The organism is Terrabacter sp. LjRoot27 (assembly GCF_964254175.1).
GTDB lineage: Bacteria > Actinomycetota > Actinomycetes > Actinomycetales > Dermatophilaceae > Terrabacter.
On the sequence record NZ_CAXUSS020000001.1, the window covers coordinates 3,997,385 to 4,009,486 of the forward strand.

Here is a 12,102-nt window from a genome sequence, read left to right on the forward strand (position 1 = left end):
AGGCTGGAGGCAGTCGGTCAGGCTGGAGGCAGTCGGTCAGGCTGGGGGCACTCGGTCGGTCAGAGGGCCTTGATGATGTCCTCGACGCGCTCCTTGGCGTCGCCGAAGAGCATCGCGGAGTTGTCGCGGAAGAAGAGCGGGTTCTGGACCCCCGCGTAGCCGGCGTTCATCGAGCGCTTGAAGACGACGACGTCCTTGGCGTTCCACACCTGCAGGACCGGCATCCCGGCGATCGGCGACGTCGGGTCCTCCGCGGCGGCCGGGTTGACGGTGTCGTTGGCGCCGATGACGAGCACGACGTCGGTGTCGGGGAAGTCGTCGTTGACCTCGTCCATCTCGAGGACGATGTCGTAGGGCACCTTGGCCTCGGCGAGCAGGACGTTCATGTGGCCCGGCAGACGACCGGCGACCGGGTGGATGCCGAAGCGGACGTCGACGCCCCGCTCGCGCAGCTTCGACGTGAGGTCGGCCACGGGGTACTGCGCCTGCGCGACCGCCATGCCGTAGCCGGGGGTGATGACGACCGTCGACGCGTTCTTGAGCAGGTCGGCGACCTCGGCCGCGTTCGTCTCGCGGTGGTCGCCGTAGTCGACGTCGGAGTTGGACACGGCCCCGTCGGAGCCGAACCCGCCGGCGATGACCGAGACGAACGACCGGTTCATGGCCTTGCACATGATGTACGAGAGGTAGGCACCCGACGAGCCGACGAGCGCCCCGGTGACGATGAGCAGGTCGTTGCCGAGCATGAAGCCCGCAGCGGCGGCGGCCCAGCCCGAGTAGCTGTTGAGCATCGACACGACGACGGGCATGTCGCCGCCACCGATCGAGGCGACGAGGTGCCAGCCGAACGCGAGAGCGATCGCCGTCATGACGAGGAGAGGCACGATCGAGTGCGCGGCCACGAACCACACGAGCAGCCCGGCCGACACGACGAGCGCAGCGAGGTTGAGCCAGTGGCGGGCCGGCAGCATCAGCGGCTTGCTCGAGATGCGCGCCGACAGCTTGAGGAACGCGACGATCGAGCCCGTGAACGTCACGGCTCCGATGAAGACGCCGAGGAAGATCTCGACGAGGTGGACGGCCTCACCCTCGACGCCGACGAGGTCGGACGTCGCGATGAACGTGTTGATGCCGACGAGCACCGCCGCGGCCCCGACGAACGAGTGCAGCATCGCGATGAGCTCGGGCATGCCGGTCATCTCGACCTTGCGTGCCCGGGCGATGCCGATCGCCGCACCGATGACCATCGCGACGCCGATGAGCAGCCAGGCCGACCAGGCCGCACCGCGCAGTGAGAGCCAGAGCGTGGCGACGAGGGCGATACCCATGCCGACCATGCCGAGGACGTTGCCGTCGCGGGCGGTCTCGTGCCTCGAGAGGCCCGCGAGCGACATGATGAAGAGCAGCGCCGCGACGATGTATGCCGCCTGGATGAGTGCGATGTCCATGTGCGGTCAGCCCTTCCGGAACATCGTCAGCATGCGGCGGGTCACGGTGAAGCCACCGAAGATGTTGATGCTCGCCAGGAGCGCGGCCACGAAGCCGAGCACCATGATCACGACGCCCTTCGTGCCGCCCACCGACCCGGCCGAGCCGAGCTGGAGCAGCGCACCGACGACGATGATGCCGCTGATCGCGTTGGTGACCGACATGAGCGGCGTGTGCAGCGCGTGGTGGACGTTGCCGATGACGTAGTAGCCGATGACGACGGCGAGCGCGAAGACCGTGAAGTGCCCGAGGAAGCTCGGCGGCGAGACGGCCGCGACCGCGGCGAAGACGACGGCGCCGATCGCCATCCCGGCATACCTGCGCCGTGGGTCCTTCGGTGGCTCAGGCTCTTTCACGACCTTCGTGCCGGATGCCGTCTGCGCGACCGGGGCCGCGCTCACCTGGATGGCGGGTGGGGGCCAGAGCAGCTCGCCGTCGCGGGCGACCGTCATGTTGCGCTGGACGACGTCGTCGAAGTCGAGGACGAGCTGACCGTCCTTGCCCGGCGTCAGGAGCTTCATGAGGTTGACGAGGTTCGTGCCGTAGAGCTGCGACGCCTGCGTGGGCAGCCGGGCCGCGAGGTCGGTGTAGCCGATGATCGTCACGCCGTTGTCGGTGACGACCATCTCGTCGGCGACCGCGCCCTCGACGTTGCCGCCGTTGGCCGCCGCCATGTCGACGATGACCGAGCCGGGCTTCATCGAGGCCACCATCTCGCCGGTGATGAGCCGCGGCGCGGGACGCCCGGGGATGAGCGCCGTCGTCACGATGATGTCGACGTCAGGCGCCTGTTCGGCATACAGCTCGGCGGCCCGCCGGTTGTACTCCTCGCCCATCTCCTTGGCGTAGCCGTCGCTCGACGCCGCAGCGGCGTCGACCTCGGGCATCTGCACGGCGAGGAAGTCGGCGCCCATCGACTCGACCTGCTCGGCCACCTCGGCCCGGGCGTCGGTCGCACGGACGATCGCCCCGAGGGAGCGCGCCGTGCCGATCGCGGCGAGGCCCGCCACGCCGGCACCGGCCACGAGCACCTTGGCGGGCGGCACCTTGCCGGCCGCCGTGACCTGGCCGGTGAAGAAGGAGCCGAACTCGTGGGCGGCCTCGACGACGGCGCGGTAGCCGGCGATGTTGGCCATCGACGACAGGACGTCGAGCGACTGGGCCCGGCTGATGCGGGGGACGGCGTCCATCGCCATCGCGGTGACGCCCGCGGCGCGCAGCCTCTCGACGAGGTCAGGGCTGATGGCCGGCGCGAGGAGCGAGACGAGGACCGTGCCCGCTCGCAGGCGGGCGATCTCGTCGTCGGAGGGCGCGTTGACCTTGTGCACGATCGGCGAGCCCCACGCCTCCTCGGCCGTGACCACGCGAGCGCCCGCGGCGGCATACGCCTCGTCGGAGAAGCTCGCCCGCTCCCCCGCCCCGCTCTCGACGGCGACGTCGTAGCCGAGTCCGACGAGCTGTTCGACGGTCTTGGGCGTCGCTGCGACACGTGTCTCGCGGGCGCGGGTCTCACGGGGGACACCGATCTGCACGCTGGGCTCCTTCGCGCGGAGGGCTGGTGGGCACTGGTTCACGAACCTAGAGCACGACCCCCGGGTAACGGCAGGTCTGCCGGGCACGTCACACAAATGACACGCGACCCGACCCGAACGTCTCTGATCGTGGGCAGCCACCGGCTCCGGGGCGGGCGTTCCCCTGGCCCCGGTGGGCCCGGGTCGGTCAGTGCGAGGGCGCCCGCCGGCCCAGGCTGAACACCTCGGGCGGCGGCTTCTGGTCCGACTCCAGCCGGCGGTAGGCGCTCGGCGTCGTCCCCACCTCGGCGAGGAACTGTCGGTTGAAGTTGGCCATATTGTGGTAGCCACTCATCTCGGCGACCTGCGCCACGGAGTGCTCGGTCGTGTCGAGGAGCCGTCGGGCGTAGGCGATCCGCAGCTTCTTGACCATGCTCGAGAACGTCATGCCGGTCGCCGTCTTGAAGTACTTCGAGAACGTCGGCTCCGACATGTACGCGAGTCGTGCCGCCGTCGACAGGCGGATGTCACCCGTGAGGTTGTCGAAGATGTAGCTGAGCCCGGCCTCGCCGGCGTCGCGCGACGCGGCATCGGTCGGCCGCCCCATCCACTCGCTCGCCACGAGGTCGTACTCCTCGGGCGGGGCGTGCGCGAAGAGCGCCAGGAGCTTGAAGAGGTGGCCGAGCTGCTCGACGCCCTGGCTGTGCACGCAGGCGAGGATCGTCTCGGCAGCCCGCCAGGCCGTCGCACCGGAGAAGACGATGCCGCGGGTCGAGCGCTGGAGCACCTCGGTCACCTCGGCCAGCTCGGGCAGGTGCTCCATCGCCGCATGGATCCACTCGTCGCTGAACTGGATGACCGCGTCCCGGTCGACCGCCACCTGCCCCTCGGCGAGGTCGCTGACCCAGTCGTGCGGCAGGTTGGGACCGATCAGGCTGACGTGACCCGGCGCGAAGGTGCCGATGTGGTCACCGGCGATGAAGCTGCCACGCGTCTTGGTGATGAGGTGGATCTCGTACTCGGGATGGAAGCCCCAACCGCAGATCTCGCTCGGGAAGTCGTGCGTCAGCACCCGCGCCGAGGCCTGGGGGTGGTGCGGGATGTACTCGCGACGCACTGGCTGCCCCAGTATCTGGCCCGCCTGTACGGAACGCACCGAGTCGCCGTCGGTCGTGCGGGAGTCGCCATCAGAAGACTGGCCGGATCGATACGAAATCTTCGCTCCCCTCGCCGGGTGGGACCGCCGTGTCCCCACATCGTGCGGGCCGCTGTCCGGAATGTCGAGTCCAGCACCAGGCCGCTCGCAAGATCGTATCAATGACAGGGGTCTCATGGTGCTTGTTGGGCCTACCCGCACGTCAATACCGTTCCGGCAAGTTCCCGTCAAGAACGACAGCGGAGATCGCCGCAAGGTCCGGTGGGTCCGGGCCGACGGAACGAGGAATGCCTACCAAAGGAGTTAGGAATGCTTGCGAACAAGCGCATGCTCGCGCTGGGGACGGGCGCGGTGGCGGTCGCCATGACGGTGGCTGCCTGTTCGTCCGGGGCCGTGCAGTCCGGCAACGGGTCCACGGGCGCCGCCGGAGGCGCCGTCACCCTCAAGGTGGCCACCGTGAACAACGGCCAGATGAAGGACATGGAGAAGCTCAAGACCGAGTACGAGAAGGCGAACCCCGGCGTCACGGTCAACTTCCAGGTCATGGAGGAGGGCGACCTCCGCGCCGCCGTGACGGCAGACGTCGCGAGCGGCGCCGGCCAGTACGACATCGTCACCATCGGCGCCTACGAGACGCCCCAGTGGGGCGCCAACGGGTGGCTCGTCGACCTCACCCCGGAGCTGCAGTCGGACGCGTCGTACGACGTGAACGACCTGCTCCCCCCGGTGCGCGACGTCAACACCTTCGACAACAAGCTCTTCGCCGTCCCGTTCTACGGCGAGTCCTCGATCCTCATGTACAACAAGGAGGTCATGGACAAGGCCGGGGTCACGATCCCGCAGAACCCCACGTGGCAGCAGGTCGCCGACGCGGCCAAGAAGGTCAACACCGCTGACATGGCGGGGATCTGCATGCGCGGCAAGCCCGGCTGGGGAGACCTCTTCGCCCCGCTCACCACGGTCGTGCAGACCTTCGGGGGCAACTGGTACGACAGCAGCTGGAAGGCCACCGTCAACACGCCGGAGTGGAAGGAAGCCGTCACCTTCTACAAGACGATGCTCGACGAGTCCGGTGAGAAGGACCCCGTCTCCTACAGCTTCAACGAGTGCCTCACGGCGCTCAAGGAGGGCAAGGCCGCGATGTGGGCCGACGCCTCCGTCGCAGCCTCGATGCTCGAGGCGTCCGACTCGCCCGTCAAGGGCAAGATGGGCTACGCGCACATGCCGGTCACCAAGACGAAGGAGTCCGGCTGGCTCTGGAGCTGGAACCTCGCCATCCCGACGTCGACGAAGCAGAAGGACGCGGCGGTCAAGTTCGTCAAGTGGGCCACGAGCAAGGACTACATCAAGCTCGTCGGCACGAAGATCGGCTGGTCCAACGTCCCGCCGGGCTCGCGCACCTCGACGTACGACATCCCGGAGTACAAGGAGGCCGCGAAGGCGTATGCGCCGATCACCCTCGACGTCATGAGCTCGGTCAACCCGAAGCAGCCGGGCGTCAACCCGCAGGGCTGGGTCGGCATCCAGTACGTCTCGATCCCCGAGTTCCAGGACGTCGGCAACCAGTGCGCCCAGCTCGTGGCGGACTACCTGGCCAACCGCGGCACGATCGACGACGCACTCAGCAAGTGCCAGTCCATCGCCCAGGCAGCCGGCGACAAGCACAAGAAGTGACGTCCGCCTACTGACTCGTGGTGCCGGGCCCGGCACGCCCCGGGCCCGGCACCACACCTCCTCCAACCCAGTCGCACGAGCCGCACGAGGGAGTGCCGACATGACGACGACCACCACACCACCAACCGAGCTCGAGGACGTCAGCGCCACCACCGCCACCGACAAGCGGCGCGTGCAGCGGACGGAGCTCTGGCGCAACCGGGGACTGCTGCTCCCGGCCGTCATCTTCCTCGTCCTGCTGACGCAGATCCCGTTCCTGACGACGATCGGCTTCTCGCTGACGAAGTGGAACCTGCTCTACCCCAACGACCGTGCGTTCGCCGGCTTCGACAACTACACGAGCGCCCTGACCTCCGGCGACCTGTGGCCCTCGATCCGCGCCACGGTGCTCATCACGGCCTTCTCGGTCACCCTCGCTGTCCTCTTCGGCCTGCTGTTCGCCGTCCTGCTGGACCGCCCGTTCCGCGGTCGCGCCCTGGCCCGGACCCTGATGATCACGCCGTTCCTCATCATGCCGGCGGCCGCCTCGCTCATCTGGAAGTACTCGATGTTCGACACGAACATCGGGATGCTCAACTGGGTCTTCCGGTCCCTGCACCTGCCGGTCGTCGCCTGGAGCACCGAGCACCCGATGGCCACGGTCGTCATCGTGCTCACGTGGCAGTTCACGCCGTTCATGATGCTCATCCTCCTGGCCGGGCTGCAGGGCCAGGACAAGGGCATCCTCGAGGCCGCCCAGGTCGACGGGGCCGGCACGTGGCGCACCTTCACGTGGATCACGCTGCCCCACCTGCGGATGTACATCGAGATCGGGGTGCTCCTCGGCTCGGTCATCATCCTCCAGGTCTTCGACCCGATCGCGATCCTCACCAAGGGGACCGGCGGCACGAAGACCCTCGCCTACCTCCTCTACGAGCGGGCCTTCATCGGGCTCGACGTCGGGCAGGCAGCGGCATACGGCGTCGTGACCGTCGTCCTCACGATCATCGTCGCGACCATCGCGCTCAAGAGCGTGTTCAAGGTCTTCATGGCAGGAGGAAGCCGATGAACAGCACAGACAGCCCGACGCGGTCGAGGCGATCGGCGAGGGGGGCCCTCACGACGCTCGTCACGTGGATCCTCGTGCTCGTCTTCTTCTTCCCGGTCTTCTGGATGGTCCTCAACGGGTTCAAGCCGGAGTCGCTCGCGTCGTCCGTCAACCCGACGTTCATCTTCAAGCCCGTCACGGAGGGCTACCAGCTCGCGATGGACCGCGGGATGGCCGGCTACCTCCAGAACTCGTTGACCGCCGCGGTCATCGCGACGATCATCTCGGTCGTCCTCGCGATCCCCGCCGCGTACGCGCTGTCGATCCGGCGGGTCAAGAACGTCGAGAACTCGCTCTCGTTCTTCATCTCGACCAGGTTCATGCCGCTCGCCGCGATCGTCCTGCCGCTCTTCATGATCTTCAAGACCGTCGGGCTGCTCGACAACATCTACATGCTCGCCATCGTCTACGGCGCGATGAACCTGCCCGTGACGGTGTGGATGATGCGCTCGTTCTTCCTCGAGGTGCCCTTCGAGATCATCGAGGCCGCCCGGGTCGACGGGGCCGGGATGTTCCGCGAGATCGTGCGAATCGTCCTGCCGCTCGTCCTCCCCGGGGTGGCGGCCGCGGCGCTCATCAGCTTCATCTTCGCCTGGAACGAGTACTTCCTCGCCCTGCTGCTGACGAGCTCGGCCGCTCGGACGACGCCGCCCTTCCTCGGCAGCTTCGTCGACGGTCGCGGCCAGTTCCTCGCCGTCCTGTCCGCCGCGGCGACCATCGCAGCCCTTCCCGTCATCATCGCGGGCTGGGCCGCACAGAAGCAGCTCGTCCGCGGCCTGTCGATGGGAGCCATCAAGTGACCGCCACGGCTCCCACAGCGGGCCCGGCCGCCGGCCCGGCCACCGGGCCCACGGTGCGCACCGTCGAGCGTGGACGGAGCCTCGAGGACACGGTCGTCGTCGTCACCGGTGCCGGTGGGGGCATCGGTGGCGCGATCGCCAGGCTCGTCCTCGAGGCGGGTGGGCGCGTCGTCGCCGGTGACCTCCGGCCCGACGCCCTCACCTCGCTGCGCGACGCGTGGGGAGAGGACCGCCTGGCCGTCGGCCTCGGCGACGTCAGGGACGAGGCCACGGCCGAGGCGCTCGTCGCCGCGGGCGTGCAGGCCTTCGGCCGGGTCGACTCCGTCGTCGCCAACGCCGCCGTCGGCTTCTACGGCGGGATCCTCGACTACTCGGCCGACGAGGTCGCGCTCATGGTCGACGTCAACGTCAAGGGAACCGTGTGGCTCGCCCGGGCCGCCGTGCGGCAGTTCCGCGCCCAGGGAGACGGTGGCGACCTCGTCATCATCGGCTCGGTCGCGGGGCTCCTCATCGGGGGCGGCAAGGAGGCGGTCTACTCCGCGACCAAGGCCGCCCAGATCAACCTCGGCTACGCCCTCGACCGTGAGCTGCGCTCCGAGGGGATCCGCACGACGACCATCGCACCAGCCGGCGTCAACACCCCCTTCGCCGCCGCCGACGGACGCTTCGGCGACCGCGACCCCTCCGAGGGCGACTTCATGGAACCGGAGGACATCGCCCAGGCCGTCGCCTACACGCTGCGGCAGCCACGACGGATGCGGACCGAGCTGTGGACGATGTGGAGCCTGTCCGAGACGCACTGACGACCGTCAGCCGCGCGTCGAGGACGACCGGCTCCGCCCCCGTGGCCGGCCATCCCGCCGCCGACGCCTCCGACGCCTCCGACACCTCCGACACCTCCGAGAGGAACCAGACCACCATGACCACCACGCCCGCCCCCTCGCCCCCGCGGCCCACGGCTCTCGCCAGCACGACGCTCGAGGCCCTCCCCGCCACCGTCGCCCGGCCCACCTACGACCGGGCGGCCGTCACCGCGAGCATCGTCCACTTCGGCGTCGGCGGATTCCACCGCGCCCACCAGGCGATGTACGTCGACCGGCTGATGGAGCAGGGCGTCGGCGGCGCGCTCGACTGGGGCATCTGCGGGGTCGGGGCCCTCCCCCACGACCGCCGGATCATCGACACGCTGACGGCGCAGGACGGCCTCTACACCCTCGTCGTCAAGCACCCCGACGGCCATCGGGAGCCGCGCGTCATCGGCAGCATCGTGGAGCTGGTGTTCGCCCCGGACGACCCCCAGTCCGTCGTCGACCGGCTGGCCGACCCGCGCACGCGGATCGTGTCGCTGACGATCACCGAGGGCGGCTACCTCGTCAACCAGGTCACGGGTGCGTTCGACGCGGACGACCCGTCGATCCGGGCCGACCTCGAGGACGGCGCGGTCCCGCGCACCGTCTTCGGGTACGTCGTCGCGGGCCTCGCGGCCCGACGGGACGCCGGCGAGGCCCCCTTCACCGTCATGTCGTGCGACAACCTCCCCGGGAACGGTGACGTCGCGCGGACGATGATGACGGCATACGCCCGCCTCAAGGACCCCGCGCTCGCCGACTGGATGGACGAGCACGTCTCCTTCCCCAACGGCATGGTCGACCGCATCACGCCCGTCACGGTGCCGGACGACATCGACCGCCTCGTCGAGGAGTTCGGGGTCGAGGACGGGTGGCCCGTCGTGTGCGAGCCGTTCACCCAGTGGGTCCTCGAGGACCACTTCACGCAGGGCCGGCCACCCTTCGAGGAGGCCGGAGTGCAGCTCGTCGAGGACGTCGTGCCCTACGAGCTGATGAAGCTGCGCCTGCTCAACGCGAGCCACCAGGCGCTCTGCTACCTCGGCTACCTCGCCGGCTACCGCTACGCCCACGAGGTCTGCCAGGACCCCCTCTTCGTCGACTTCCTGCTCGGCTACATGGAGCACGAGGGCAGCCCGACCCTCCCGGAGGTGCCGGGGGTCGACCTCGACGCCTACCGCCACGAGCTCATCGCGCGCTTCGCCAACCCGGAGGTGCGCGACACCCTCGCGCGGCTCTGCGCCGAGAGCTCGGACCGCATCCCGAAGTGGCTCGTGCCCGTCATCAAGCGCAATCTCGAGACGGGTGGGGAGATCGACCGTTCGGCGCTGGTCGTCGCGTCGTGGGCGCGCTACGCAGAGGGCGTCGACGAGCAGGGTGAGCCGATCGAGGTCGTCGACCGCGTCAGGGACCGTGTCATGGCCGCGGCCGCCCAGCAGGGCACCGACCCGCTCGCCTTCCTCCGCGACCGAGACCTCTTCGGCGACCTCGTCGACGACGAAAGGTTCACCGTGGTGTTCACGCGGGCACTCTCGGCCTTGCACACCAAGGGCGCTCGGGAGACCCTGCAGTCATGGACCGGGCGGAGCAGCACGACGTGACCGATGGACGCACCCTCGTCGCGGGGGTCGACAGCTCGACCCAGTCGACGAAGATCGTCGTCTGCGACGCCGAGACGGGCCAGGTCGTGCGCACGGCGCGCGCCCCGCACCCCGACGGCACCGAGGTGCACCCGGACCGCTGGTGGGAGGCCTACGAACAGGCCGGCGCCGACGGCGTCCTCGACGGCGTGGCCGCCGTCGCGGTCGGCGGCCAGCAGCACGGCATGGTCACGCTCGACGAGAACGACACCGTCGTGCGGGACGCCTTGCTGTGGAACGACACTCGCAGCGCGGGAGCCGCGCGTGACCTCACGGACGAGCTCGGCGGGGTCGCTGCGTGGGTCGACGCCGTGGGCCTCGTCCCGGTCGCGAGCTTCACCGTGACGAAGCTGCGCTGGCTCGCCGAGCACGAGCCCGACCTCGCCGCCCGCGTCGCGCGGGTGGTCCTTCCCCACGACTGGCTCACGGGCCGGATCCTCCAGCAGGGCAGGGGGTTCGAGCGCTGGAGCACTGACCGCGGCGACGCGTCGGGCACCGGCTACTGGTCGGCCGCCGACGGCGACTACCGGCTCGACCTGCTCGAGCGGGCCTTCGGACGGGCGGTCGAGGTCCCCGAGGTGCTCTCTCCGGCCCAGGCTGCCGGCCGCACCGCCGACGGCCTGCTCGTCGCCGCCGGCACGGGTGACAACATGGGCGCCGCGCTCGGCCTGACCCTCCACCCGGGTGACGTCGTCGTCTCGCTCGGCACGAGCGGCACGGTCTTCACACCCCACGGCTCAGCGATCCGCGACGAGACCGGCGCCATCGCCGGCTTCGCCGATGCGACCGGCCACCACCTCCCGCTCATGTGCACACTCAACGCGGCCCGCGTGCTGTCGGCGGCCGCCTCGATGCTCGGTGTCGACCTCACGGAGCTCGACCGGCTTGCGCTGCAGGCGAGCCCGGGCGCCGGCGGTCTGACCCTGCTGCCCTACCTGGACGGCGAGCGCACCCCCGACCTCCCCGACGCCACCGGCACGCTGAGCGGCCTCACCCGCACGAACGCGACGCCCGAGAACCTCGCCCGGGCCGCGGTCGAGGGGATGCTGTGCAACCTCGTGGCCGGCGTCGACGCCCTGCGTGACCACGACGTCGACGTCGCCCGGGTGCTGCTCATCGGCGGAGCAGCCGCCTCACGCGCGGTCCGCGAGATCGCACCGGGCCTCTTCCGCGCCCCCGTCGTCGTGCCCGCTCCGGCCGAGTACGTCGGCGTCGGCGCCGCACGCCAGGCCGCGTGGGCCCTTTCGGGAGAGGCGGACCCACCGACGTGGGCCCTCGCGATCGACTCGGAGTATGCCGTCCGGCCGGGTGACGAGCAGGCGCACTCGGACGTCGTGGCGCGCTACCGGGGGCTCGTGTCGCTCACCCACGGGGTCTGAGCGGCCGCGCCTCGGGATGCGGGCGGCATACACCCTCATGCCTCCTGGAGGTTCGGCGCGTGTGGCCGAGCCTCCAGGAGGGCGCCTACGAGTGGTGCCGTGGTGGGACGGCGAGGCCGGCGCTCAGGCGAGGGCCTTCGCCTTGAGGGCGGTGAACTCGTCGGCGGTGATGGCGCCCGAGTCGAGCAGCTCCTTCGCCTTGGCGATCTGCTCCGGCGCCGAGGTGCTCGAGGCGCCCGCGACCGAGCGGACGTACTCCTCCTGCGCCTGACGGGCCTCGGCGTACTTCTGCGCCGAGCGCTCGTTCATGCCGCGACCGCGGACGATGAGGTAGACGATCGCCGTGATGAAGGTGAAGAAGACGAGGCACACGACCCACAGCGCCTTCATCCCACCGGAGACCTCGGGGTCGCGGAACAGGTCGGCCACGATCGAGAAGAGCACCATGAGGTAGGACGCGAACGCGAAGAAGATGATGATGAACCAGACGATGTCCCAGAACGACATGGGGCGACCTTCTCG

The 12,102-nt window shown here is 69.6% G+C and carries 10 protein-coding genes; 6 read left to right on the plus strand and 4 right to left on the minus strand.

Features of this window, described 5'->3' with window-relative positions:
• Positions 1-59: 59 nt before the first annotated feature.
• The 3 genes from pntB to ACSQ2D_RS18435 all read right to left on the minus strand — a co-directional run bounded on the left by pntB (position 60) and on the right by ACSQ2D_RS18435 (position 4,116).
• Positions 60-1,448: a Re/Si-specific NAD(P)(+) transhydrogenase subunit beta gene (gene pntB / locus ACSQ2D_RS18425; protein WP_435987364.1), complete on the minus strand. Its 1,389-nt coding sequence runs from the start codon at positions 1,446-1,448 to the stop codon at positions 60-62.
• A gap of 6 nt (positions 1,449-1,454) precedes the next feature.
• Entirely contained in the window at positions 1,455-3,020 is a 1,566-nt protein-coding gene (locus ACSQ2D_RS18430; protein WP_435987365.1) for a Re/Si-specific NAD(P)(+) transhydrogenase subunit alpha, read from the minus strand.
• A 187-nt stretch (positions 3,021-3,207) separates the two neighbouring features.
• Entirely contained in the window at positions 3,208-4,116 is a 909-nt protein-coding gene (locus ACSQ2D_RS18435) for a helix-turn-helix domain-containing protein (protein ID WP_435987366.1), read from the minus strand.
• A gap of 348 nt (positions 4,117-4,464) precedes the next feature.
• Here ACSQ2D_RS18435 and ACSQ2D_RS18440 point away from each other — a divergent pair, with 348 nt between their 5' ends.
• The 6 genes from ACSQ2D_RS18440 to xylB all read left to right on the plus strand — a co-directional run bounded on the left by ACSQ2D_RS18440 (position 4,465) and on the right by xylB (position 11,580).
• Positions 4,465-5,829, plus strand: coding sequence for an ABC transporter substrate-binding protein (locus ACSQ2D_RS18440; RefSeq protein WP_435987367.1), 1,365 nt, complete (start codon positions 4,465-4,467; stop codon positions 5,827-5,829).
• Positions 5,830-5,929: 100 nt separating this feature from the next.
• Positions 5,930-6,877: a carbohydrate ABC transporter permease gene (locus tag ACSQ2D_RS18445; RefSeq protein ID WP_435987368.1), complete on the plus strand. Its 948-nt coding sequence runs from the start codon at positions 5,930-5,932 to the stop codon at positions 6,875-6,877.
• The gene (locus ACSQ2D_RS18450) at positions 6,874-7,716 is read left to right on the plus strand and encodes a carbohydrate ABC transporter permease (RefSeq protein ID WP_435987369.1); all 843 of its coding nucleotides are present in this window, start codon (positions 6,874-6,876) and stop codon (positions 7,714-7,716) included. Before ACSQ2D_RS18445 ends, ACSQ2D_RS18450 begins: the two co-directional genes overlap by 4 nt.
• Complete coding sequence (locus tag ACSQ2D_RS18455) at positions 7,713-8,519, plus strand: SDR family oxidoreductase (RefSeq protein WP_435987370.1); 807 nt, start codon at positions 7,713-7,715, stop codon at positions 8,517-8,519. Before ACSQ2D_RS18450 ends, ACSQ2D_RS18455 begins: the two co-directional genes overlap by 4 nt.
• 116 nt (positions 8,520-8,635) lie before the next feature.
• A complete protein-coding gene (locus ACSQ2D_RS18460; protein ID WP_435987371.1) occupies positions 8,636-10,162 on the plus strand; it encodes a mannitol dehydrogenase family protein in 1,527 nt (508 codons plus the stop codon).
• On the plus strand, positions 10,135-11,580 hold the full coding sequence (gene xylB, locus ACSQ2D_RS18465; RefSeq protein WP_435987372.1) for a xylulokinase: 1,446 nt from the start codon (positions 10,135-10,137) through the stop codon (positions 11,578-11,580). The genes ACSQ2D_RS18460 and xylB overlap by 28 nt, the downstream gene beginning before the upstream one ends.
• A 123-nt stretch (positions 11,581-11,703) precedes the next feature.
• Here xylB and ACSQ2D_RS18470 read toward each other — a convergent pair whose 3' ends face one another.
• On the minus strand, positions 11,704-12,087 hold the full coding sequence (locus ACSQ2D_RS18470) for an SHOCT domain-containing protein (RefSeq protein ID WP_435987373.1): 384 nt from the start codon (positions 12,085-12,087) through the stop codon (positions 11,704-11,706).
• Between the last annotated feature and the right edge of the window lie 15 nt (positions 12,088-12,102).

What these genes read in the sequence shown, in the direction of transcription:
- ACSQ2D_RS18440 (WP_435987367.1), top strand. Translation starts at nt 4,465, where the DNA reads ATGCTTGCGAACAAGCGCATGCTCGCGCTGGGGACGGGCGCGGTGGCG.
- pntB (WP_435987364.1), bottom strand. Translation starts at nt 1,448, where the DNA reads ATGGACATCGCACTCATCCAGGCGGCATACATCGTCGCGGCGCTGCTC.
- xylB (WP_435987372.1), top strand. Translation starts at nt 10,135, where the DNA reads ATGGACCGGGCGGAGCAGCACGACGTGACCGATGGACGCACCCTCGTC.
- ACSQ2D_RS18470 (WP_435987373.1), bottom strand. Translation starts at nt 12,087, where the DNA reads ATGTCGTTCTGGGACATCGTCTGGTTCATCATCATCTTCTTCGCGTTC.
- ACSQ2D_RS18450 (WP_435987369.1), top strand. Translation starts at nt 6,874, where the DNA reads ATGAACAGCACAGACAGCCCGACGCGGTCGAGGCGATCGGCGAGGGGG.
- ACSQ2D_RS18460 (WP_435987371.1), top strand. Translation starts at nt 8,636, where the DNA reads ATGACCACCACGCCCGCCCCCTCGCCCCCGCGGCCCACGGCTCTCGCC.
- ACSQ2D_RS18445 (WP_435987368.1), top strand. Translation starts at nt 5,930, where the DNA reads ATGACGACGACCACCACACCACCAACCGAGCTCGAGGACGTCAGCGCC.